The following is a 24,128-nucleotide window of genomic DNA, read 5'->3' as shown; positions in this document are numbered from 1 at the left end:
ATCATCCCAAGCAAAATGTTTCGTATTCACCAAACAAAAAATAATTTGGTATCAACAAACTTGGCACACTATTGAGTTCTCAAACAACAAACACTCACGACACCACAACCAAACATTCCGTTTGACTGCTTCGCTCCGGAGCAACTTTTCAAGCTTACCACCTCGTCAACCAAAGTCAACTCGGCGTTTCAAACCTGTTCGCTCCGCGTCCACATCCCAACCTCTTTCGATCGGTCCGTGTCAGCGGCACGAGATAAAACTTTACACGGATTTCATCTGGACGCAAAATCGACCCACCACCCTTCGAAGCAGGTGAATTTTCCGTCCTGACTAGCTGTTTTCGTATTTTGATACAACAAAACCGCCAAAAAAGTGTGCTGGTTCACAGATTTTTTGGCGGTTTTGCTTAGTTACTACTTGGTTAGCTCTACAACGGCCATGTTCTTCTTGCCGCGGCGAACAATGGCGTACCTTCCATGCAAGAAGTCGGCCTGCGAAAGTTCACTTTCGATTCCTTCGATCTTCCCGTTGTTCACGTAGGCGCCGCCTTCACCGACGGTGCGGCGTGCTTCTGACTGGGTTTTGCTCAATCCAGATGCAACCAAAACATCTAGAATGCCTAAATCATCGGCCGATACCTGGGCGGTAGGCAGTTCGGCAATAACAGCCTGTAGCGTCGGAAGATCAATATCTCCCAGATCGCCATTTCCAAACACCGCCGCCGAAGCTGCAATGACCTTGTTCGTTGCCTCTTCACCATGCACCAGAGAAGTAACCTGCCAGGCAAGTTCACGCTGTGCCTGGCGTTTGAACGGACGCTCGGCAACTTCAATCGCCAGAGCTTCGATCTGTTCTCGTGACATGAAGGTGAAAACCTTCAAACGATCAATCACATCCGCATCCGCGGTGTTTAGCCAGAACTGGTAGAAGGTGTACGGCGAGCACATTTCTGCATCAAGCCAGATCGCATTGCCTTCCGACTTACCAAACTTGGTTCCGTCGGAGTTGGTGATCAAAGGCGTGCCGTAGGCGAAAGCCGACTTGCCTTCGACCTTGCGGATCAGGTCGGTGCCGCTGGTCAAGTTGCCCCACTGATCAGAACCACCGGTCTGAAGTGTGCACCCGTACTGGCGGTACAGCTCAAGGTAGTCGTATCCCTGCAGCACCTGGTAGGAGAACTCGGTGTAGCTAATACCCTCATCCGAGTTCAACCGCGCGGCAACAATCTCTTTTTTGATCATCGTGCCCACACGGAAGTACTTTCCAACATCGCGCAGGAAATCGAGGGCCGAGAGAGGCGCGGTCCAGTCCAGGTTGTTGACCAAACGTACGGCGTTATCACCTTCGTTAGACAAGAAGCGCGAGACCTGGGCCTGCAGCTTTGCCACCCACTCGGTCACGGTCTCCTTGGTGTTCAAGGTGCGCTCTGCGGTCTGCCGAGGGTCACCAATCAAACCCGTTGAACCGCCGACCAAGGCCAATGGCTGATGCCCGGCCAGCTGCAAGCGACGCATATTCAACAGCTGAACCAAGTTGCCCAAGTGAAGCGACGGCGCCGTAGGATCAAAGCCGCAATAGTAGGTAATGGTTTCCTCGGACAACGCTCGTTCAAGCTCGGTTTCATCGGTGGACACATGCACCAGGCCGCGCCACTTCAGCTCCTGCCAAACATTCGCGAAGGAAGAATCATTACTCTGACCCGCAATAACGGGATTCTGCTTGCTTTCAGACATGCTGACTTTGACCATTTTTCTGTCTATGTTCTGCCCCTTACATCCGCCGATTCCGGCGGAAGTCCAGCACCGCGCAACCAGTTGGGGTTTCCTAGCATGCGCAGTTCCTAGATTATCCGTTGGCGGTAGCTGTATGCCACTTCGCGCCAACCGGTGTGGCTAGGCTTTCATTCCTTGGGGCAAGGTACCGGTATAAACCACACGCAACCGCTGAGTCGTTCGGGTCATGGCGACGTACAGGTCCCCCACTCCCCCGTCGACTTCGGCAACCAGTTGCTCGGGTTCAAGGATGATTACCCCATCAAATTCCAAGCCTTTGGATTCACGCGCGGAAATCACCACAATGTCCTGGCTCAACCCACCAGAGCCAATACCGACGCGGTCACCATAGGCTGCACCGATGACTTCCCTGGTGTGGGCCAGTTGGTCCTGCGGCACAATAACCGCCTGCAAGCCCCCAGCGGCGAACTCCAGCTCCTCGGCCAAGGCAGTACGCAGCGTGTCATCGAGTTGCGCGGCGGTTGACTTGGTCAGCAGCACCGGCCAATCGCCCTCACGCACCGCACGCGGTGTGGTGATATGCAGGCCAGCGGCCTGCGCAACACGCACCGCGGCGTCAGCAATCTGTGCCGGCGTACGGTAGTTAACCGTGAGTTCCTCCAACGTGAAACGATCCGCGAAAAACGGGGAGAGCGCTTGATCCCAGCTGGTAGCTCCGGACGCCGCCGAGGTCTGGGCGATGTCCCCCACAATGGTGAAGGACTTGATCGGGCAACGGCGCAGCAACAGCCGCCACTGCATCGGGGAGAGCTCCTGCGCTTCATCAACCACAATGTGTCCATAAGCCCAGGTGCGATCCGCCACCGCACGCTCGGCTGCGGTTTGGCGCGCGGCGGTTTCCTGGTTAACCCCGGCAACCTGCTCTGCGGTCACCACCCCATCAATACCGGCATTCTCCAGCATGGTGTGCATATTCACCAGCGCGGCCTGCGCGTTTTCCACGTCGCGGTCATACTGGGCCTGGTTGCTGGCCGCTTGCGGATCCGCGAATTCGCCCAACAGCTCCGCGGCTTCGTCAAGCAGCGGTACGTCGGCCTCCGTGAAGGGGGCATCGGCGCGACGGTAGAGCGCGTCGCGATCTGCCTCCGAAAGCTTTGGCGCGGCCGCCGCCAACAGGTGCGGGTTGGCAAAAAGCTCGCGGACAAGTTTTTGCGGAGTCATCGGCATCCAGCACAGGTTCAGCGCTACCCGTACGTCCCAGGACTCGCGGACCTCCTGCGGCAGGTAGGAGCGATCCGTGGTCGAGGATTGCCCCGCCGATTCCTCCAGCTTGCGGCGCAGCTGTTCGGCCAGGTCGCCCACCAGCACCTTCACGAAGGTTTCGCGTGCCTGGTTATACGGTTTATGGGTATGGCGGGCACGTTCACGGGCATTGAATACCATCTTGCGGGTCAGCGTGAGGGCGGTACCCTCAACCACCACGGTCCGATCCTCGGCCAGCACACGCTGCCGATTGCGCACCGCGGTGGAGATCACCCGGGCCATAGACGGGCGGCCTTTAAGCCTGGCAACGGTGCGGTTTGTCTCCGGTACGGCCTGCACACCGTGATACAGCTCGCCGACCGAGGACATCACCACACCTGTTTCACCGAGCGATGGCAGCACCCGCTCGATGTAGCGCATAAACGAGTTCGAGGGCCCAACGATCAGCACGCCGGCGTTTTTCAGCCGTTCCCGGTATTCGTAGAGCAAAAAGGCCGCACGGTGAAGAGCCACAGCAGTTTTGCCGGTTCCCGGCCCGCCCTGGACAACCACCGCTCCAGGCAGCGGTGCACGGATAATTGCGTCCTGTTCGGCTTGGATGGTGCCGACAATATCTCCCATGCGACCGGTGCGCTTTTCACGCAACGCCGCCATGAGCGCACCTTCACCGTGGTGGGTATGACCCTCGTCAAGCCAGGTCTCATCCAGCACGTCATCCTCAATGCCTGCGACGCTGCGACCTGACAGCATCAGGTGTCGACGCCGGCGCACCCCGCGCGGGTTCAACGCGGTTGCCTGGTAAAACGGGGCGGCTTCCGCCGCGCGCCAGTCAATCATCAGACGGTTCAGATCTTCATCGCTCAGGCCGATACGTCCAATGTAGCGGGTGCGGTTCTCGTCCGGGCTTTGCGAACCATTGGCCCCGCTTGCGGAGGCCATGTCGAGCCGGCCGAACACCAACCGATCCTGTACCGCATCCAACTGCGCGATTCGATCCTCATACAGGGTCGCGAAAGAGTCTCGCTCTGACATGTTCTGGAAGCTTCCCACGGCGCCCTGCGCCCGGGTGCGGCCCAGCTGCTGTACCTTCTCGGCACGCAATTCATCGAGTCTGGCGTACAGTTTGCCCACATACTCGGTCTCGGTGGACAGATCCTGCTCGATCGTTTCGGACAACCCAGTTTCCCCTTGCGCTAAATTCACAGGACAGATCATTCTACGCGTGCCACCGCGAGCGCGGTTAATCTGCTTCGCGGGTGGCGTAACCGAGCGAAGTCTTTTAGGAATGCACCAACTGCAGGGAAACTACCTGGTGCCCGTCGAGTTTCTCGCGGCCTGCTAGCCCGTCCAGCTCCAGCACCACACCCACACCGGCAACTACCGCGCCGGTCATCTCCACCAGCCGCACCGCAGATCCGACGGTGCCACCGGTTGCCAGCACGTCATCCAGGATCAACACCCGGGTGCCCGGGGCGATTTCGTCACGGTGCACTTCAAGGCAGCCCGAGCCGTATTCCAAGGTGTATTCGTCGCGGTAAACCTCGCGCGGCAGCTTGCCCGCCTTGCGGATGGTCAACATTCCCTTGCCCGAGGCATAGGCCGCGGCCGCGGCCAGCACAAAACCGCGAGCTTCCAGCCCGGCCACAATATCGAATTGCCCCTCGAATGGGGCAATAAGCTCATCGACCATCCTTCGCAACCCCGTTGGGTCGGCGAAAACTGGGGTCAGGTCCTTAAATGAAATTCCAGGCTGCGGGTAGTCGGGGACAATCGCGCACAGACGGTCCAGCAGATCGGTAATGCTTTCAGAAGTATTCACGCCTCACAATTTTAGCCGCATTTGGCGCAGCGACGTGCTGAGCTGTTTTCCGTTCGGCTCACCGAGCGCATCGGGTAATCCGTCTCCCGGCCGCGACTAACAGGGGAGGAAAACATTTGCCGCTAGCGATTCATGAGTCGATCACTGGGCCAGGGAAGCAGGGAAGGATAGTCGCTGGCATCCGCCGCGGCGGTAGCCTGCACCGGGCCGGCTGCGGGACGGCCGGCGAGCCATGCAGCCAGATCAAACTCGGTTCCCGAGAGCACCCAGGATTTTTCGCCGGCTCCGAGGATTACTGGTGATTTGCCGTGTGGTTGCAATACCAAACGGTCCTGCGCCGGCACACGAGCGGACAATGCACGGAAGAGATGTTCGGAGAACTCGGCGGGCCAGCTGGAGGCCGGGCGCACGAACTCGTTCAGGTCGGTAGCGTGGATAAGCATCTCTCGCCACGTGGCATACATCATGTCGGCAACCTTTGCCCCGGGGCGATAACCGACCGATTCCTCCCAGTGGTTTTCCGTCTCCGGCAACACCTCGCGCAGTTCGGCCAGGGCCGAAGTGGTCAGTTCCAGCAGCGCCTCGGGACGCATCAGTGCGGTCATGTTGATGGCTTCGATACGCCCGGCCTGTCCCCCGTCGTACATCTCCGGCTGCGTTGAAGCTCCGACTGACCCGAATTGGCGGCGCGCGGCCTTTGCAAAAGACGCAAGGTGCGCGATGAGCTGGGAGATGCTCCACCCCGGCAGCGAGCTGGGTTTCGGATAGTCCTGGAAGTCGACGCCACGCAGCTGCGCGCGCAGCTCATCCAAAGAGGTGGTGACCTGTGTGATGAGTGCGGCCGGCGCCAGTAGCTGTGTCATAAACCACACTGTATCGCGAGTGCGGCTTAAAAGCGCGAAGGACCGGGGCCGTGGCAGGGTGATGCACCGCCACGACTCCGGTCCCAGAGGTTTGAGCCAGGGATTTGTGAGCTCAGGTACTAGAGTTCAAAACTACGTCTTAGGCACTAACCCATCCGCGAACCTCATCCAACTGGCGTTCGAATTCGGTGATCTGTTCGGCCACGGCGCTCGGGGCGGTACCGCCCTGGCCATTACGCGCGTTCAGCGAGCCCTCGGTCGACAGGACCTCGCGCACCGCAGGTGTCAGATGATCGGAGATCCCGGCGTAGTCCGCATCGCTCAGGTCCCACAGTTCTACACCCCGGGATTCTGCAAGCTGCACCGCAGCGCCGGACAGCTCATGGGCGTCGCGGAATGGAACACCCTGGCGCACCAGCCATTCGGCGATGTCGGTAGCCAAGGCGAAACCCTGCGGAGCCAGGTCTGCCATACGTTCGGTGTTGAAGCTCAGGGTTTCGATCATGCCTGCGACGGCTGGAAGCAGGATTTCCAAGGTGTCCGCGGCATCGAAAACCGGTTCCTTGTCTTCCTGCAGGTCGCGGTTGTAAGCCAACGGCAGCGCCTTGAGCGTAGCCAGCAACCCGGTCAGGTCGCCAATCAGGCGCCCGGCCTTGCCACGGGCGAGTTCTGCGATGTCCGGGTTTTTCTTCTGCGGCATGATCGAGGAGCCGGTGGAGAACGCATCATGCAGCTTCACGAAGCTGAATTCCTTGGTCGCCCAGAGGATCACTTCTTCACTGACACGGGAGAGATCCACCCCGATCATGGCGGTGATCCATGAGAATTCGGCGAACACGTCGCGGGCGGCGGTTCCGTCGATCGAGTTGTACACGGCCGAATCAAAACCCAGCTCCGCGGCCACAAAGTTCGGGTCCAGTCCCAGGGTCTGACCCGCCAGCGCGCCCGAACCATAGGGCGAAACAGCTGCTCGTTTGTCCCAATCGACAAAGCGCTGGACATCGCGCAGCAACGGCCAGGCATAAGCCAGCAGCAGGTGCGAGAGCAGGATGGGCTGGGCATGCTGCAGGTGGGTGCGGCCCGGCATCGGGGCATAGGGGTGGGCCTTGGCCTGTCCCAACAGGGCATCCAAGGTATTGATCACACCGCCGGCGATGATCCGCGCATGATCGCGCAGGAACATCCGTCCCAGCGTGGCGATCTGGTCGTTGCGCGAACGCCCCGCGCGCAGCTTGCCACCGAGCTGGGTGCCGGCCCGTTCAAGCAGCCCGCGTTCCAGTGAACCGTGGACATCCTCATCAGACTGCGCTGCGGTGTACACCCCATCACGGACATCTGCCTCAAGTTTGTCCAATGCCGAAATCATGTCGGACAGTTCCTGCTCCGTGAGCAGGCCTGCGCGGTGCAGCACCTTGGCATGTGCGCGGGATCCGGCAATGTCATAACTGGCCAGGCGCCAGTCGAAGTGGGTGGACTTGCTCAGTGCTGCCATTGCGTCCGCGGGGCCGTCGGAGAAACGGCCGCCCCAGAGCGATCCTTCATTTGTTGACGAGGCCAAGGCTCGTTCCTTTCTGCTGCTGCCCGAGATCCGCTCGCGCGCCACCGGAAGGTGGCGACGCGAGGGAAATATTTCACTGAATCCTACTCTAGCAAAGATTTATGCAATGTTACTCATAAATATGCACTCAGTGGAACAGGCATTCCTCCCAGCGCCGGTGTCCTGACTTCCAGAGACCCGATCCTAAGAGTTTTGATAGCAGTTGCCCGGTGCCAGCTATCAGTTGGCAGATTACCTCTTCCACGAAGCATGACCCGGGCGTAAGGTGATGCCATAGTCGTATACGGATACGTCGTTGGAGGAAACCAAATGGATATCCAGTTGTTTCGCGGTGACATCACCACACTGAGCGTCGACGCCATCGTCAACGCAGCCAACCCGTCCCTTCTGGGTGGCGGCGGTGTAGACGGGGCGATTCATACCGCCGCTGGCCCGGCCTTGCTGGCGGCATGTCGCGAAGTCCGCGCCAAGCGTTACCCCGATGGCATTCCCTCGGGTGTTGCGGTGGCAACCAAGGCAGGGAATCTCAAAGCCAAGTGGGTCATCCACACCGCCGCGCCGAACCTGGCCCTGATTAAACCGAATCCGAAGATCCTTGCCGATTGCTTCAAGAATTCGCTGTACGTGGCCGCCCGCCATGAGGCCCATTCAATCGCCATCCCGGCCCTGGGCGCCGGTGCTTTTCGCTGGGATCCCCAGCAAGTCGCGCAGATCGCCTTCGGCTCGATCAGCGAATGGGTAGAGACAAACAAACATATCTCTCCCATCCACCGGATCATCCTGGTGGCGCACACCGATCAGATGCAGGACGCCTTTGAACAGGCTTTCGCGCTAAACGCCGTCGAAGAGCTTGCCGCCTGATTCACACAGCACTGCTCAAATGCTTCGTCGCGCACGCAACGGAAAAAACACCACCACGGACTTGAAGCTCGTGGTGGTGTTTTTGGGTGCCGCCCGGCGCACCGCGCGCGTTGGGGGTCGCACGTTGGTGCTCCCGGACGACTGGGAGCCGCAGCGCCGTAGATCAAGCATCGGCCGTCGTCGGCATTAAGCACGACGCCGGGCACGCACTGTGGAAAACAGCAGGTGCCCGGCGTGCCGGAACTCAGCTTGGCTCGGCCAGCTGCAGGAAGCGGGCGGCTACCTCTGCCCCGCCGTCAACCTGTCGGGTCGTCACCATAATGGTGTCGTCCCCTGCGATGCAGCCCAAGATGGACGGCATCTGCGAATGGTCGATGGCCAATGCCAGCAGGTTCGCGGCCCCCGGCGGGGTGCGCAACACCACAATGTTTCCGGACGCCTCAGCGGTCACCAGCTGCTCGGCGCAGATTTTGGCAAGCCGGGCATCGAGCACTTCCTGGGTGATGGCGGTCTGCGGGGAACGGTCCCCGCCTTCCTGACGCACCGCGTAAATCAGCTGTCCCAAGTTGTCGCGGATGCGCACCGCGCCAATTTCCACGAGGTCACGCGAGAGCGTCGCCTGGGTCACTTCCAGCCCATCATCCTTCAACAAGCCGAGCAGCTCGGCCTGGGATTTGACCGAGTTGTTGCCCAGGAACGCTCGGATGCGCGCCTGGCGGGCGGTTTTTGTACTGGGCTGGGAGGCCATGATTACAGCTCCACCCGGGGATCATCGGCCAGGCCGGAAGCAACCATCAGCCAGGTCATCACGGCCTTCTGTGCATGCACCCGGTTTTCCGCTTCATCAAAAACCACCGACTGCGGTCCGTCGATGACCGCCGCGTCAATTTCGTATCCGCGGTAGGCCGGAAGGCAATGCAACACGATGGCATCCTCTTTGGCGTGCTTCATTGCCGCTGAGGTCACCGAGTACTCGGTGAACAGCTTCTGGCGTGCCTCTTTTTCATCTTCTTGACCCATCGAGACCCAGGTATCGGTCGCCACGACGTCGGCATCGGCCAGGGCGGCCGCCGCGTCGGTGGTGATGGTGACCGATCCGCCGGTCAGCGCCGCGCGCTGCGTGGCCGCCTCGATAATCGAGTCGGCCGGCAGGTAACCGGCAGGCCCGGCGATGGCCACATGCATGCCAGCGGTCACCCCGGCTAACAGGTAGGAGTTTGCCATGTTATTGGCCGCGTCGCCGAGGTAGGTCATCTTCAAACCCGCCAACGCACCCTTGTGCTCACGCACGGTGAGCAAGTCTGCCATCAGTTGGCAGGGATGGTAATCATCAGACAGCGCATTGATCACCGGCACCGAGGAATTCTGCGCCATTTCTTCCAACCCGGACTGTGCGTAGGTGCGCCACACAATGGTGGAAACCATTCGTTCAAGCACCTTGGCCGAATCGGCAATGGATTCCTTGTGACCCAGCTGGGACTCGGCGGAGTTGATGATCAGTGGCGACCCACCGAGTTCCGCGATACCTGCATGGAAGGAAACCCGGGTGCGGGTGGAGGTCTTGTCAAAAAATACCGCAACGGTTTGCGGACCGGCATAGGGGGTAAAGGCGTATTTGTCGGCTTTCATGGCCAGTGCCAGATCCAGCACCTTGGTCTGCTCGGCCTGGGTGAAATCCAGGTCGGTCAGGAAGTGGCGGGTTGTGCTCATGGTGTGTTCCTTAAAATCTTGGTGAGTCGCTCAGGCCGCGGCAAGCAGTGCGGGAAGCGCCTGGATGAAGCTGGCAAGCTGCTCGCGGGTGATCACCAGCGGCGGGGCCAACCGAATGGTGTGCTCATCGGTGGCGTTGATGATGAATCCTGCATCCAGCGCCGCGCTCACCAGCCGCGGCGCGGAAGCCCCGGTGAGCTCGAAGGCGTTCAGCAGGCCGGCGCCTCGCACGGCACCCACCCCGTCAATACCCTCAAGTTCGTTGCGCAGCCAGGCACCGGTCTCACGCACGTGAGCCAGCAGGTTTTCTTTCTCAATGGTGTGGATGACCGCCAGCGCGGCGGCGCACGCCACCGGATTCCCGCCAAAGGTGGTGCCGTGATCGCCGGGGGTAAGCCGCGAGGTGTTCGCTTCACCGAATACAATCATGGCGCCGATGGGGAAACCACCGCCAAGCCCCTTGGCCAGGGTCATCACGTCTGGGATCACCGGTGCGGAGGCGAAGAACTGGCCGGTGCGTCCCATTCCGGTCTGCACCTCGTCGAAGACCAGCAGCGCGCCGGTGCGTGTGGTGATCTCGCGGGCGGCCTGCAGGTATTCGGCGGACAACTGAAGCACACCGGCTTCGCCCTGGATTGGTTCAATGAATACGGCGGAGACACTCTCATCAACCGCATCGCGCAGCGCCTGGATATCCCCCGCCGGGATCCAGGTGACGTTCTGCGGCAAGGGCGCGAACGGCGCGCGGTACTTTTCCTTGTAGGTCAGTGACAGGGCACCCAAGGTTCGGCCGTGGAACGCATGCTCCAGGGCAATCACCTTGGTGCGCGGGGTCTGCTCGGTGCCGGCATTTCGGCGGGTGAGTTTCAGCGCCGCTTCATTGGCCTCGGTCCCCGAGTTCGCAAAAAACACCTTGGAACCTGCTGGGGCCTCGGAGAGTTCCAACAGCTTCTCCGCCAGCGCGATCTGCGAGGGCGAGGTGAAGAAGTTGGACACATGGCCCAAGGTGGCGAGCTGGGAGGTGATCACGCTGGTCAACAACGGATTGCCGTGGCCTAGCGTATTCACCGCAATACCGCCAAGCAGATCCAGGTACTGGTTGCCGTCCGCATCCCAGACATGGCAGCCGGCTCCGCGCACCAGCACCCGCTGGGGGGTACCGAAAACACCGAGCAGGCTCTTGGAATACCGCTCGGTCAGGACGGCCGAGGACTGGTTTTCCAGCCCGGTAAGCTGCGCCGTGCTGGGCTCTGCGGTGGGGGTAACGTCGGTGGATGCTGCCTGGTCGCTCACTTGTGGTCCTTTAGGTTTGTTGGTGCGGCGGGGATCACCTGGGTGCCCACACCGGCGGTGGTGAAGATTTCAAGCAGCATTGAATGCGGTTCGCGCCCATCAACAATGTGCGCCTGGCCTACTCCGGAATCCACGGCGTCAAGGCAGGCGCCCATCTTCGGGATCATGCCTGATTCAAGGCTCGGCATCATCTCCCGCAGTTCGTCGGTGCTCAGCGAGGTGATCAACGAGGACTTGTCCGGCCACGCACTGTACAGGCCCTCGACATCGGTGAGAATCACCAGCTTGGAGGCCCCCAGCGCGATGGCCAGGGCTCCGGCGGCAGTGTCCGCATTCACGTTGAGGACCGCACCGGTCGGCTCGCCGTGGGCGTCGAATTCCGGGGCCACGGTGGAAATCACCGGGATCATCCCGGCGTCAACCAACGAATCCACCTGATCGGTGCGCACCCTGGTCACCTCGCCAACCAATCCGAGGTCTACCGGGAGCCCGTCCACCACGGTGCCGGTGCGGACCGCCTGCAAGGTGGCGCCGTCTTCCCCGGACATACCGACCGAGTACGGGCCGTGGGAGTTGATCAGTCCCACCAGGTCGCGTTGCACCTGGCCGGTGAGCACCATCCGCACCACATCCATGGCTTCGGGAGTGGTGACCCGCAACCCGCCGCGGAATTCGGATTCGATGCCCAAGGTGTCAAGCATCTTGTTGATCTGCGGCCCGCCGCCGTGAACCACTACGGGGTTGATTCCGGCGTGGCGCAGGAAAACAATATCCTCCGCGAAAGCGCGGCGCAGAGACTCATTAACCATGGCGTTGCCACCGTATTTGATTACCATGGTGGTGCCGGCGAAACGCTGGATCCAAGGCAGGGCTTCGATCAGCGCTTCGGCCTTGCGCTGGGCCTGGCCAACGTCGGGGCGGGTGTTTTCAGACATGTTGTTTTTCCTGTCGTCCTGCCGGGCGGTGCCTAGCTGGAGTAGGCGGAGTTTTCGTGGACGTAGTCGTGGGTCAGGTCGTTGGTCAGCACCGTTGCCTGCGCGGTGCCCGCGTTCAGGTCGATCTCGATGCTCACGTTGCGCTCTTCAAGCGAAACCAGCGAACGGTCTTCACCCACCCCGCCATTTTGGCAAACCCAGACACCGTTGATGGCGACGTTGAGCTCATCGGCGTCAAAGGCGGCCCGGGTGGTTCCAACCTCGGAGAGCACCCGGCCCCAGTTGGGGTCCTTGCCGAAGATCGCGGTCTTCACCAGATTTGACCGCGAAACCGCCTTGGAGACCTCCAGCGCGTCGGCCTCGGTGGCCGCGTTGAAGGTACGGATGGCGATGGTGTGATCCGCGCCTTCGGCATCCTCGATCAGCCGGGCGGCCAGTTCCTGGCAGGCGTCGGTCAGCGCCGCGGTGAATTCTTCGAGGTCCGGGGAAATTCCCGACGCCCCCGAGGCCAGAAGCAGCACGGTGTCATTGGTAGACATGCAACCGTCGGAATCCGCGCGGTCGAAACTCATCGCGGTGGCACTGCGCAGGGCACCGTCAAGCTGTTCGCTGGAAAGCACCGCATCGGTGGTCAAGACCACCAGCATGGTGGCCAACGCGGGGGCGAGCATACCCGCTCCCTTGGCCATGCCGCCGATGAGCACCTGTCCGGTGGTTGCATCCCCCACCACCCGGCTGACCTGCTTGGACACCGTGTCGGTTGTCATGATGCCGGCGGCCGCCTGATCCGCGGCATCCTGGCCGTCGGCGAGTTGGCCCACCGCGGCGGTGATGCCTGGCAACAGCTTGTCCATGGGCAGCTGCAGGCCGATCAGGCCGGTGGAGGCCACCGCCACATCTGCGGCGGAAATCTTCAGCAGATCCGCCACATGCTCGGCGCTGCGGTGCGTATTGCCGAAACCCTCGGCCCCGGTGCAGGCGTTGGCACCGCCGGAGTTCAGCAGGACCGCGTCGATCCGGCCGTCGGCGAGGATCTGCTGGCTCCATTTAACCGGCGCCGCGGATACGCGGTTGGAGGTGAAGACCCCGGCTGCGGCGAATTCCGGCCCGAGGTTGCGCACCACCACCACGTCGTTTTTTCCGGTGCTCTTGAGCCCGGCGGGAACACCGGCGGCGGTGAACCCGGCCGGGGCAGTCACGCCAAGGGTATTGGCGGACGGGTGGGTGTTTGTGTGGGCGAGGCTCACGGTGCGACTCCTTGCATGAGCAATCCGGTATCTTCTTTCAGTCCCAGGGCGATGTTCATCGACTGGACTGCGGCACCAGCGGTGCCCTTGGTCAGGTTATCCAGCGCAACCGAGACAATCACGCGGTTGGCGTGGGTGTCGAAGGCCAGCTGGAGCTGAACGTGGTTGCTTGCCTGCACCGCGCCGGTCGTCGGCCATTGGCCCTCTGGCAGCAGGTGGACAAACAATTCATCGTCATAAGCGTCGGCCCAGGCCTGGCGCAGCTGCTGCTGGGTGACACTGGGCTTCACCTTGGCGGTGGCGGTGGTCAGGATGCCGCGCGGCATGGGGGCAAGTGTTGGGGTGAAGGACACGGTGACCGGTTCACCGGCCAGCTTGGAGAATCCCTGCTCCATTTCCGGGATGTGGCGGTGCACCCCGCCCACCCCGTAGGTGCTCATGGAGCCCATGACCTCGGCACCCAGCAGGTGGGTTTTGGCGCTTTTGCCGGCGCCCGAGGTACCCGAGGCGGAAACGATCACTACGTCATCTGGTTCGAGCAGGTTGTTGGCGAACCCCGGGGCCAGCGAGAGCTGCCCGCCGGTAGGGTAACACCCTGGAACCGCAATACGTTTGGAGCCAACGAGCTTTTCACGTTGCCCGGGAAGCTCAGGCAACCCGTAGGGCCAGAAACCGGCGTGCGGGGTGCCGTAGAACTTCTCCCAAGCAGCCGCCGATTCCAAGCGGAAATCGGCGCCCGCGTCAATCACCAGGGTGGAGTCCGGCAGTTGCTCGGCAACGGCGGCACTGGCGCCGTGCGGCAGGGCAAGAAAAACCACATCGTGTCCGGAAAGGTTTTCAACGGTAGTTTCCACCAGGACCCGGTCGGCGAGCGCGTGCAGATGCGGGGCCACCGAGCCCAGGCGCGCGCCGGCCTGGGAATGCGCGGTGATAGCGCCAATTTCTACGTCGGGGTGGGCGGCGAGGATACGCAGGACTTCGCCACCGGCATACCCGCTGGCGCCGGAGACAGCTACTGAAATCGTCATGACCAGAGCTTACCGCAAATTATGCATGGAGGCTAATAAATATTCACAACATACTTTGTCATGATTCACGACATAGGCAGTTTCGCTCAGCCCGTCGACAGCCTTCGGTCATAGACTGAGCCTAGCAGCGGCCCCCTTCAGCGAGGCCCACGTCGAATTTTCACAGGAGCGCTCCCATGCAGCAGCAAGCCATACTCGTCACCGAACCCTCGGATGCCAAGGGACTGGTTCTGGGACAGGCGCCAATCCCCAGCCCCGCGGCGGGACAGGTTCTGGTAAAAATCGCCGCGACAGGGGTCAATTTTATTGAAACCTACCAACGCAGCGGTGTGTACCAGGTCAAATATCCATTTACCCCCGGCTCCGAATTTTCCGGCGTCATCACCGAGTTGGGCGACGGGGTGCAAAACTTCAAGGTCGGTGACCGGGTAGCCACGGCATCCGGCACGGCCGGTTACGCGCACTACGCGGTGGTGGATGCCTCCAAGGTGGGCCATGTGCCCGATGCGGTGGACCTGCATGTGGCTGCGGCGCTCCCGCTCCAAGGAATGACCGCGCACTACCTGGTGCACTCAAGTTACATGGTGCGCGAAGGCGATGTAATCCTCACCTATGCCGGTGCCGGTGGGGTGGGTCTTTTGCTCACGCAGTTGTTGAAGCTCAAAGGTGCTACGGTGATCACCACCGCCAGCACCCAAGAGAAAAAGGATCTCGCCAAGGCCGCCGGGGCCGACTATGTGGTGGATTACAGCCAGGTCGCGGCCACGGTTGAGAAGGTCACCCAGGGCGAGGGGGTGCACGCGGTATACGACGGCATCGGCAAAGATACCTTTGACACCTCGCTGGCGGCGCTACGACGCCGCGGCACCCTGGTGCTCTTCGGCGGGGCCAGCGGACAGGTGCCGGACTTCAACCTGCAACGGCTCAACGCCGGGGGGTCGCTGTCGGTGACTCGCCCGAAACTTGATGATTTCATCAGCACCGAATATGAGATGCACTGGCGTTTTGGCGACATCATGGGCTGGGCCGCTTCCGGGGACTTGGACGTACGCATCGGTGCGCAATTCCCGCTGGCTCAGGCCTCCGAAGCCCACGCCGCCTTGGAGTCCCGCGCCACAACCGGCAAAGTCCTGCTGGTTCCCTGAACCCGATGATTGACCTCATTGTGACCTGGGTGTTGGGGCTGGGCCTGCTGGCGCTGGTGGTGTATCCGGTTTTCGGCCGGGGCAGTGAAAATTCAAGCGGCGGCGAAGGCCGTCATGCCGTCGCGCCTGATGGCGAGCTCTTGCCATCGGCAACCACCATGCGCCAGCGCTGGGCCAATGTGATCGGGTCCTTTGACCTGAGGGACTGGTCGGTTTTTGTTGCCGGTGCGAGCTTTCTTTTTGCCGCGCTGCTTCAAACTGCCACGCGGCTTGTTGCCTGAGCGCATCGAGCTGATCTGAATTGCGCCGCCTGGCTCCATGACCAGTGGCAGGGATGCAACAGCCTCCCGGCACTCCAATGCCTGGGGCGATCCGTGCCAGCCACGAGATTTCGTCGGCGAGCGCCTCACACCGATCAGGTGACTCGACGATGAATTCTGCTCAACACCGCCGTTTCCGCAAAACCAATTCTGGGGACCAATTTGAAACGTTTGAAGTAACTTTTGAGACAAGCGCGACAAAACGGGTGCAGTTTCCTACCTTAGGCGGTGCAAAGTAGCTTTAATGGTCTGTGGAAGCCTTTTGCCTTCCACCCCTCCAGGATCCAACTTCGCGCCGGGTTTCATCTCCCCCATGATTCCCACCTACTGTCACACCATAGTGAAGGGATGGATCCACTAAGCATGGACCCCATACGTTCAGCTGCACCCGAAACCGGAGTTTTCGCTCCGCAGTTCCCATCGGGTGCTCTTGCGCCGACCCCGCGCACGTTGATCGAGATTCTCAAGGACACCGCCCAGCGCCATCCTGACGCCCCGGCAATCGATGACGGGCAGAACATCGAAACCTACGCTGAGCTGCTTGATGAGGTCAAGGCCAAAGCTCGGCGACTGCACGAACACGGTTTAGGCGCCGCCGACCGCATTGGCGTCCGTGTGCCCTCGGGCACGCGGGAACTGTACGAGTGGATCCTCGCGGTGCTCTGGGTCGGGGCCGCCTACGTACCGGTTGACGCCGATGACCCGGATGAGCGCGCCAAGGTGGTGTTCTCCGAGGCCGAGGTCGCGGGCATCATCAAGGGAACCGATCAGATCGTGGTTTCCTCCAGCCGCCCCACCCCCTTCCCTTCCCCGCGTGAACCGGGCCTGGAGGATGATGCGTGGATCATCTTCACCTCTGGCTCCACCGGCAAACCCAAGGGCGTCGCGGTCTCGCATCGTTCAGCTGGCGCCTTTGTCGACGCCGAAGCGCAGATGTTCCTCCCCAACGACCCGCTGAACACCTCGGACCGCGTGCTGGCCGGTTTGTCGGTCGCCTTTGATGCGTCCTGCGAGGAAATGTGGATCGCCTGGCGCAATGGTTCCTGCCTGGTTCCAGCTCCCCGCGCGCTGGTCCGCAGCGGCATGGATCTGGGACCCTGGTTGGTTTCCCGCGCCATCACCGCCGTATCCACCGTTCCCACGCTGGCTGCCCTCTGGCCTGCCCAGGCCCTGGATTCGGTGCGCCTGCTGATCTTCGGCGGCGAGGCCTGCCCGCCGGAGCTTGCCGGCCGGCTTGCCACCGACGGACGCGAGGTGTGGAACACCTACGGACCCACGGAGGCCACGGTGGTCGCCTGCGGCGCCACCATGGACGGCAGCCTACCGGTGCGCATCGGCCTGCCGCTCAACGGATGGGACCTAGCGGTAGTTGATCCCGAAGGCATCCCGGTGGCCGATGGCGAGTCCGGTGAACTGATCATTGGCGGAGTCGGTTTGGCCCGTTATCTGGACCCGGAGAAAGACGCGGAAAAGTACGCACCGATGCCGACCCTCGGCTGGGAGCGTGCCTACCGTTCGGGAGATATGGTCGTCAATGACCCGTTGGGGCTGATCTTCATCGGACGAGTTGATGATCAGGTGAAGATCGGTGGACGGCGCATTGAACTTGGTGAAATCGACGCGGCGCTGAATTCACTGCCCGAGGTCTCAAGTGCCGCGGTGGCGGTGCGCGAAACCGCCACCGGGAACAAGATCCTGGTTGGCTATCTCCACGCCTCCGCGGACTACGATCTGAACGCCGCCCGGACACTCCTGCTTAAGGATTTGCCGGCACCCATGGTGCCGCTGCTGGCGGTCGTTGACACCATGCCCATGAAAACCAGCGGCAAGGTGGATCGCAACGCCCTTCCGTGGCCACTGGCCGGGGCCGAACACAACGACGACGAAGCGCAGCTGGACAACCTCGATGAGGTGGGCGAATTTGTGGCCGGGGCGTGGAAAGACGCATTGGGGCTGGCAGTTACCTCCCTGGACGCAGACTTCTTCAGCGCCGGTGGCGGTTCGTTGTCCGCCGCCCAGTTGGTTTCCGCGCTACGCACCCGGTACCCGGATATCACCGTGGCGGACCTTTACGACTATCCACGGTTCGGATCCCTGGTGGAGTTCCTGGGTGGTCAGCAGGTGGAGACCGAAGAGCGAGAACCACGCGCGGTCTCCCGCACCAAACGTTCAACCCAGTTCACGCAGTCACTGGTTTCCGCGCCGCTGTTTATCCTCTCGGGTCTGCGCTGGTTCACGTACCTCATGCTCGGCCACACGTTATTGTGGGCCGTCGGAATTTTTTCAGCCCCAGCGCCCCTGCCGTGGTACACCCTGGTAGTGCTCTGGCTGGTATTTGTGACCCCGATTGGGCGGATGAGCCTGTCCATTGCGGCAAGCAAGCTGCTGCTGCGCGGGTTGAAACCGGGCACCTACCAGCGTTCCGGATCCATGCACCTGCGTTTGTGGCTGGCCCAGCACATTGCCGACGTGGTGGATCCGGTGTCCCTGGCCAGTGCCCCGCTGTTGCCTTGGTATGCGCGCCGCCTTGGCGCGGACATAGACCGCAGCGCCACCATGCACACCCTGCCGCCGGTGACCGGCATGCTCACCGTTGGCGCCGGGGCCACCCTGGAGCCCGAAGTTGATGTCTCCGGTTACTGGATTGACGGCGATTTGGTCCATGTTGGCCACATCGAGGTCGGTGATTTCGCGTCCATCGGCGCCCGTTCCACCCTGGTTCCAGGTGCCAAGGTGGCGGCAAACAGCATTGTCGAGGCCGGTTCCGCCGTTTACGGAGAAACCCGGGAAAACTCGCGGTATGCCGGCTCCCCGGCGCAACGCGAGGGGCGAAGCAAACCCAAATGGCCTGCGGAAGTACCAGCCTATAAGCTGATGCCGCGGTTCTTGGGCGGTGCCGGATCGGTGCTGCTGAATCTGGTGCAGTGGGTTCCGGTGCTCCTTGCTGTCCTGGCCGCAGCACCCTTGCTGCGTGGTGAAGATTCGTTAACCGGCCTTGGGCTGCGGTTGTTCCCCGCGATACTGCTCGCCTCGGTGGTGTGGTTTGTTTCCCAGATGCTGCTGGTGATCCTCCAGGTGCGGCTGCTATCCATTGGGCTGGTGGAGGGCTGGCATCCGGTCACCTCACGGGTCGGCTGGCAGGCCTGGGCTACCGAACGAGTCCTGGACACCGCCCGAGATACCCTGTTCCCGTTGTACGCCTCACTGTTTACCCCCGTATGGCTGCGATTGCTCGGTGCCAAGGTGGGCCGCGACGTCGAGATTTCCACGGTGCTGTTGATCCCCAAGATGACCACCATCTCCTCCGGTGCGTTCCTGGCCGATGACACCATGGTCGCTTCCTATGAACTCGGTGGCGGGTGGATGCACATCGCCCCGGTCCGGGTCGGCAAAAAGGCATTCCTGGGCAACTCTGGCATCCTGCATGCCGGGCGCCGCGTGCCAAAACGCTCACTGATTGCGGTGTTGTCCGCTACACCGAAAAAGATGAAGGCCGGGACCTCCTGGATCGGCTCTCCCCCGCATAAGCTACGCCGCACCACGGTGGACGCCGAGTCAGAACGCACCTACCGCCCGCCGATGAAACTGAAAGTCATGCGCGCTATCTGGGAACTGACCCGTGGTTTTGCGGTCATCACCACGGTGGCGATTGCAGCCGGAGTATTGTGGGCACTTTCGGCCATCAGCCAAGCGGCCGGCCCGCTGGTCGCCGTACTGCTGTCCGGTGTGGTGCTGGTGGCCGCCGGTGCGGTGGCCGCGCTAATTGCGGTAGCGCTGAAATGGCTCGTCATCGGCAAGATTCGCCCAGGCGAACATACCCTGTGGAGTTCGTTCATCTGGCGCACCGAAATGGTTGACTCGTTCACCGAGCTGGTCTGCGCCCAGTGGTTTGCTCGCTTGGCCTCGGGCACCCCTGCCCTGGTCTGGTTCCTGCGTGCCCAGGGTGCCAAGATCGGTCATGGTGTGTGGTGTGAGAGTTACTGGTTCCCGGAAGCGGATCTGGTCACGTTGGAAGACAATGCAACGGTCAACCGCGGTTGCGTTTTGCAGACGCACTTGTTCCATGACCGCATCATGTCCATTGATTCGGTGACCCTGGGATCCGGTGCCACCCTTGGGCCGCACAGTGTGATCCTTCCGGCCGCGCAGATCTCTGCCGGAACCACCACCGGGCCGGCCAGCCTGATCCTGCGTGGCGAGGTGCTGCCGGCAAATACCTACTGGCATGGCAATCCCGCAGTACGCTGGAACCTTAACACCCCCCAGCAGCCGGAGCACGCTGATCATACTCCAGCTGAAAACCTCAGCCAGCCGGCCTGACCAGTCACCACCACCACAACCAGAGGATATTCGCACCCATGCCCCACCAGATCCTAGACAGCTACACCAAACACCACGGTTCGCCTGCCTATACCGTTGAACACTACGATCTCGACCTGACGGTCAAGCTGGCGAGCAACCTGCTGGAAGGCAAAGCGGTCCTTCGGATTCGTGCCCTGCAAAATATCAGTGAGGTGGCACTGAACCTGTTTGGATTAAAAGTAGTCAAGGCTACCTGTCTGGGGCGCAAGGTTCCCGTGTCCAAAAAACATCATCGGGTCGTCATCGGGCTGCCTCGCACGCTCGAGGCGGGGGCGCAGACCGAAATCTCGCTACGCTACACCGGCAGCCCGCAGGCGGAGGCCGGGCACTGGGGCGAGGTCGGGTGGGAAGAGCTAACCGACGGGATCCTGGTGTCCGGCCAACCGGTTGGCGCGTCCACCTGGTTCCCGTGCAACGACCATCCCAGCCACAAGTCAACCTACCGTTTCTCGGTGTCCACCGACGCCGGATACCGGGCGGTTGCCAATGGAGACCTGGTCGACCATCGCCGGGCCGCGAGCCGGGACACGTGGGTTTATGAACAGCACGAACCCATGGCCACCTACCTGGCGACGCTACAGATTGGTCGCTACACGGAAATTCCCTTTGACCACGACCGGCATTTGTTGGCTTATGCCGTGCCCGGGGTGGACCGCAAGGTCCGCGGCGCTTTCAGCCGGCAAGGGGCCATGGCCGAAGTGTTTGAACGCCGATTCGGACCCTACCCTTTTGAGAACTACAAGGTGGTGGTGGTTAATGACGAACTTGAAATCCCCTTGGAAGCCCAAGGCCTGAGTATTTTTGGGCTGAATCATCTGTCCATGGATTGGCAGGCTCAGCGGCTGATCGCCCACGAGTTCGCTCACCAGTGGTTTGGCAACTCGCTGACGCCCGCACGTTGGAAAGATATCTGGCTTAACGAGGGTTTCGCCTGCTTCAGTGAATGGGTATATTCGGACGCGGCCGGCATCATGGACCTGTCCCAGCGTGCCCGCGAGGCCTGGGACCTGCTGGACTCGCGCCCGCAAGACCTGTGCATTGCAGATCCCGGTCCCAAAGACATGTTTGATGACCGTGTCTACAAACGCGGAGCGCTGACGCTTTATGCGCTGCTTCAGGCGATGGGCGAGGATCAATTTTTCACGATGCTTCGCGATTGGGTGGCGGCCAACAAATTCTCCTCCGTAAGCACCGAAAGCTTCATGGATCACGTCGCACTTCACGCGCCGGAAGCGAAGACCACCGAGATTTTCCAACGCTGGTTGTTCGATGAAAAGTTGCCGTCGTTTCCCCAGCCCTGATCTTGGGTTCGGGTCCTGAGTTGCATGCTCGGAGATACCTTCCATTCACCTGCCGTTAATCTGCAAATCCTATGCTGACGTCATGACTATTGAACTTCCCGTACTTGATGAAGCGCTAGACGGCTACACCGTACTTGATAATGACGATGATGATCCGGTGCTGGTGCGTGCTGATGGAAGCATCGTGGATACCTGGCGGGAAGATTACCCCTACGCTGAAAAGCTGGATCGCGATACCTACGACGAACAAAAGCGGGCGTTGCAGATTGAGCTGCTGAAACTGCAGAAATGGGTCAAGGCCAATGGCCGGCGTGTGGTGATCGTTTTTGAAGGCCGGGACGCCGCTGGCAAAGGCGGAACAATCAAAAGATTCACCGAGCACCTGAATCCTCGTGGCGCCCGCGTGGTGGCGCTTGAGAAACCAAGCGAACGCGAATCGACCCAGTGGTATTACCAGCGCTATATTCAGCATTTCCCTGCGGCCGGCGAAATCGTGCTTTTTGACCGCTCCTGGTACAACCGTTCAGGTGTTGAGCGTGTGATGGGTTTTTCCACCGAAGAACAGGTCTCGCATTTCCTTGACCAGACACCGAACTTTGAAAAGCTGCTGGTTGATGAAGGCATCGACCTGGTGAAGTTCTGGTTCTCGGTCTCAGCCGGCGAACAGTTGACCCGATTCACTATCCGCCGCATCGACCCGGTACGGCAGTGGAAACTCTCCCCCATGGATCTGGCGTCCTTGGATAAGTGGGATGACTACACTTCGGCCAAACAAGAAATGTTCTTGAAAACCGATACCGAGCATGCACCCTGGACCGTGGTGAAATCAAACGACAAGAAGCGTGCCCGGCTGCAGGCAATGCGCCATGTACTCAACCTTTTTGAGTACACGGGCAAAGACCACCAGCTAGTGGGCATCCCCGATCCGAAGATCGTGGGACGCGCCGCCAACGTCATTTCCCAGGGTGAAGAGTTCTAGAAACGGGAAGAACCGCCCGAACCTGAAAAGCTGCCGCCTCCCCCGGAGTAGCCACTGGATACTCCCGAGGAGCTGGCGGCTTGGCGGGAGCTGTCCACGGAGCTGACCGCCGAGCGGTATCCGATGTTGAACGCGTTGACCCGCCAGAACAGGTCGGCCGGGCTGGTGACGTCGAGGATCGACCCACCAGCACGGGTACCTGTGGTGGCATAACGCTGCTGGCGCAGGGAATCGCGCATTTCCTTTTCTTCTTCCGCGGTCTTCGCATAGGCGCCGATCCGTGCGGTGGCATAGGTATCAAGTTTTTCGGTCAGCAGCTTACGAAGCTCGCTGAGCCGGTCCAGCGCGGTGTCCACGTCGATTTTCTCAGCCGCGAATTCCGTACCGATGCGTTCGACCTCCTGTTGCGCAGAGTCGCTGAACGAGCTCAACGCAGCGCCGGCGGGTCCAAGTTTTTTGTCTTGATCACCGAGCAGTTGAGGAAGTTCAGCTAGGTCTTCGAGGATCGGCGCGGTTTGTGCACGCCAGGCCTCCTGCCATTGGGATGAGCGGGTATACAGCGCGGCGGCGGCGATAATCGCGTCATCCGTAGCGTCCAGCATTTGCGCAGTCTGGTTAAAGCCCTTGGACTGCGACACTCCTGCGCTTGAGGACCTGAGCTTTTTATCTGCCGTCTCCAGTACCTGTTGCTCGGTGAACGACGATCGGTATTTGGCCATAAAGTCAGCGAAACGCCGCTCTAGATCTGCCGCATGGTGCGAGCCGGTCGGCAAGGTGCGCGCCGAAAGCTCTGTTGTGTCCAGATCCATGGTCACATTACTCAAGTGCTCCCTGCCCGAGGCAAGGTGTGCGGCGAACTCCTTACGCCGCGCAGCGCGCACACCCAAGGTCACCAGCCAGGCCACTACAGCAGCTCCCCCGGCAATGCCCGAGGTAATCCACAGGACCGGATTTTTGTACCACGGGCGATTCATGATCTTGGCGCCTTTTTCGGCGACGGCAATCACGCCGTCAGTCCACCGGGACAGGTTGAAATCGTCGTATCCGGCCTTGTGGATGGATTCCATCTGGCTGGTGGAAACCTTGCGATCCTCACCAAAATAGGTGCCGATCTGTCCTTCTCCCGGACTTTCGACCGAGAGGGTAATGATGAAATAGCCATCTGCCCAATAGTCCCCGTAGTCTTCTGGAGCCGCGGAAATCCATTCCGGATGTGAGTCGCGCGCAAAGGACAGCGTTTCGGTGTTGATATTGTCCGAGTATTCTCCGTCGCGGGAAAAGACAACTACTTTTGTCGGCTCGTTGAAGTCGGTACCGGCAAGCGCGTCCTTGATTTTTTCATCGTTGAGGACATCTGCAGTGTCGTAAACGCTCACGCTTTCCAGGTTGGTACCGGCAGGGATGGCAACAGTGGAGACCGTCGCATTCGCTGCGGGGAGGATCGTGGCGAAACTCAAGGCCACGACAGCTACCGCTGCCGAACTTCGAGTCGTGAAATGGCTTAAACGCATGTGTGCAGCTCCGGTCAACGTGGACTAATGGTCTGATCGATGGCTTTAGACCATCGTATCGCCTATTTCGCCTGTGCCCTTACGCTCCTAAGAGATTTTCAGGATCTCGCGCATGCCCTGCGGCGAACCGGAGCAGGGCAGGAGATGGCCGATAGCCTCTAAACATCTTGAGCTGGAGTCCGGGAGCCCGCGAATGCGGA

19 protein-coding genes are annotated in these 24,128 nt (G+C 60.9%); 7 read left to right on the top strand and 12 right to left on the bottom strand.

What is annotated here, in order from left to right:
* Nucleotides 1–413: 413 nt before the first annotated feature.
* The 5 genes from tyrS to argH all read right to left on the bottom strand — a co-directional run bounded on the left by tyrS (nucleotide 414) and on the right by argH (nucleotide 7,236).
* Complete coding sequence (tyrS, locus tag ACIOWL_RS07620; protein WP_400383243.1) at nucleotides 414–1,733, bottom strand: tyrosine--tRNA ligase; 1,320 nt, start codon at nucleotides 1,731–1,733, stop codon at nucleotides 414–416.
* Between the two features lie 159 nt (nucleotides 1,734–1,892).
* Nucleotides 1,893–4,172, bottom strand: coding sequence for a HelD family protein (locus tag ACIOWL_RS07615; RefSeq protein ID WP_400383242.1), 2,280 nt, complete (start codon nucleotides 4,170–4,172; stop codon nucleotides 1,893–1,895).
* A 103-nt stretch (nucleotides 4,173–4,275) separates the two neighbouring features.
* Nucleotides 4,276–4,815 (bottom strand): adenine phosphoribosyltransferase, encoded by a 540-nt coding sequence (locus ACIOWL_RS07610; RefSeq protein WP_400383240.1) that lies wholly within the window; start codon nucleotides 4,813–4,815, stop codon nucleotides 4,276–4,278.
* A 122-nt stretch (nucleotides 4,816–4,937) separates the two neighbouring features.
* Entirely contained in the window at nucleotides 4,938–5,678 is a 741-nt protein-coding gene (locus ACIOWL_RS07605) for a maleylpyruvate isomerase family mycothiol-dependent enzyme (protein ID WP_400383238.1), read from the bottom strand.
* A 139-nt stretch (nucleotides 5,679–5,817) separates the two neighbouring features.
* Entirely contained in the window at nucleotides 5,818–7,236 is a 1,419-nt protein-coding gene (argH, locus tag ACIOWL_RS07600; RefSeq protein WP_400383237.1) for an argininosuccinate lyase, read from the bottom strand.
* A gap of 309 nt (nucleotides 7,237–7,545) precedes the next feature.
* On the opposite strand from argH, the gene ACIOWL_RS07595 reads away from it, so the two are divergent.
* Both ACIOWL_RS07595 and ACIOWL_RS07590 read left to right on the top strand, forming a co-directional pair.
* Nucleotides 7,546–8,097 (top strand): macro domain-containing protein, encoded by a 552-nt coding sequence (locus ACIOWL_RS07595; RefSeq protein ID WP_400383235.1) that lies wholly within the window; start codon nucleotides 7,546–7,548, stop codon nucleotides 8,095–8,097.
* Nucleotides 8,098–8,116: 19 nt separating this feature from the next.
* Complete coding sequence (locus tag ACIOWL_RS07590) at nucleotides 8,117–8,287, top strand: hypothetical protein (protein WP_400383233.1); 171 nt, start codon at nucleotides 8,117–8,119, stop codon at nucleotides 8,285–8,287.
* A gap of 54 nt (nucleotides 8,288–8,341) precedes the next feature.
* On the opposite strand, the gene ACIOWL_RS07585 is transcribed toward ACIOWL_RS07590, so the two are convergent.
* The 6 genes from ACIOWL_RS07585 to argC are packed head-to-tail and all read right to left on the bottom strand — an operon-like array spanning nucleotide 8,342 to nucleotide 14,310.
* Nucleotides 8,342–8,845: an arginine repressor gene (locus ACIOWL_RS07585; protein ID WP_047121186.1), complete on the bottom strand. Its 504-nt coding sequence runs from the start codon at nucleotides 8,843–8,845 to the stop codon at nucleotides 8,342–8,344.
* Nucleotides 8,846–8,847: 2 nt separating this feature from the next.
* Nucleotides 8,848–9,807: an ornithine carbamoyltransferase gene (gene argF / locus ACIOWL_RS07580; RefSeq protein WP_400383231.1), complete on the bottom strand. Its 960-nt coding sequence runs from the start codon at nucleotides 9,805–9,807 to the stop codon at nucleotides 8,848–8,850.
* A 30-nt stretch (nucleotides 9,808–9,837) separates the two neighbouring features.
* On the bottom strand, nucleotides 9,838–11,100 hold the full coding sequence (locus tag ACIOWL_RS07575) for an acetylornithine transaminase (RefSeq protein WP_400383230.1): 1,263 nt from the start codon (nucleotides 11,098–11,100) through the stop codon (nucleotides 9,838–9,840).
* Nucleotides 11,097–12,035 carry an acetylglutamate kinase gene (gene argB / locus ACIOWL_RS07570; protein ID WP_400383229.1) on the bottom strand — a complete coding sequence of 313 codons (939 nt, stop codon included), beginning with the start codon at nucleotides 12,033–12,035 and terminating at the stop codon, nucleotides 11,097–11,099. Before argB ends, ACIOWL_RS07575 begins: the two co-directional genes overlap by 4 nt.
* A 32-nt stretch (nucleotides 12,036–12,067) precedes the next feature.
* Complete coding sequence (gene argJ / locus ACIOWL_RS07565; RefSeq protein ID WP_400383227.1) at nucleotides 12,068–13,282, bottom strand: bifunctional glutamate N-acetyltransferase/amino-acid acetyltransferase ArgJ; 1,215 nt, start codon at nucleotides 13,280–13,282, stop codon at nucleotides 12,068–12,070.
* The gene (argC, locus tag ACIOWL_RS07560; RefSeq protein WP_400383225.1) at nucleotides 13,279–14,310 is read right to left on the bottom strand and encodes an N-acetyl-gamma-glutamyl-phosphate reductase; all 1,032 of its coding nucleotides are present in this window, start codon (nucleotides 14,308–14,310) and stop codon (nucleotides 13,279–13,281) included. The genes argJ and argC overlap by 4 nt, the downstream gene beginning before the upstream one ends.
* A 176-nt stretch (nucleotides 14,311–14,486) precedes the next feature.
* Between argC and ACIOWL_RS07555 the strand changes: the two genes are divergently transcribed.
* The 5 genes from ACIOWL_RS07555 (at nucleotide 14,487) to ppk2 (ending at nucleotide 22,417) form a co-directional block, all read left to right on the top strand.
* Nucleotides 14,487–15,455, top strand: coding sequence for a quinone oxidoreductase family protein (locus ACIOWL_RS07555; protein WP_400383223.1), 969 nt, complete (start codon nucleotides 14,487–14,489; stop codon nucleotides 15,453–15,455).
* Nucleotides 15,456–15,460: 5 nt separating this feature from the next.
* Complete coding sequence (locus ACIOWL_RS07550; RefSeq protein ID WP_400383221.1) at nucleotides 15,461–15,736, top strand: hypothetical protein; 276 nt, start codon at nucleotides 15,461–15,463, stop codon at nucleotides 15,734–15,736.
* A gap of 387 nt (nucleotides 15,737–16,123) precedes the next feature.
* On the top strand, nucleotides 16,124–20,095 hold the full coding sequence (locus ACIOWL_RS07545; protein WP_400383219.1) for a Pls/PosA family non-ribosomal peptide synthetase: 3,972 nt from the start codon (nucleotides 16,124–16,126) through the stop codon (nucleotides 20,093–20,095).
* 38 nt (nucleotides 20,096–20,133) lie between these two features.
* On the top strand, nucleotides 20,134–21,438 hold the full coding sequence (locus ACIOWL_RS07540; protein ID WP_400383217.1) for a M1 family metallopeptidase: 1,305 nt from the start codon (nucleotides 20,134–20,136) through the stop codon (nucleotides 21,436–21,438).
* A gap of 82 nt (nucleotides 21,439–21,520) precedes the next feature.
* A complete protein-coding gene (ppk2, locus tag ACIOWL_RS07535; protein WP_400383215.1) occupies nucleotides 21,521–22,417 on the top strand; it encodes a polyphosphate kinase 2 in 897 nt (298 codons plus the stop codon).
* Here ppk2 and ACIOWL_RS07530 read toward each other — a convergent pair.
* A complete protein-coding gene (locus ACIOWL_RS07530; RefSeq protein WP_400383213.1) occupies nucleotides 22,414–23,928 on the bottom strand; it encodes a DUF5129 domain-containing protein in 1,515 nt (504 codons plus the stop codon). The genes ppk2 and ACIOWL_RS07530 overlap by 4 nt on opposite strands.
* Between the last annotated feature and the right edge of the window lie 200 nt (nucleotides 23,929–24,128).

The sequence above is a fragment of the Glutamicibacter sp. NPDC087344 genome (assembly GCF_044744225.1).
GTDB lineage: Bacteria > Actinomycetota > Actinomycetes > Actinomycetales > Micrococcaceae > Glutamicibacter.
The sequence above is the reverse complement of the archived record's forward strand: the minus strand, read 5'-3'. Positions and strand labels throughout refer to the sequence as shown.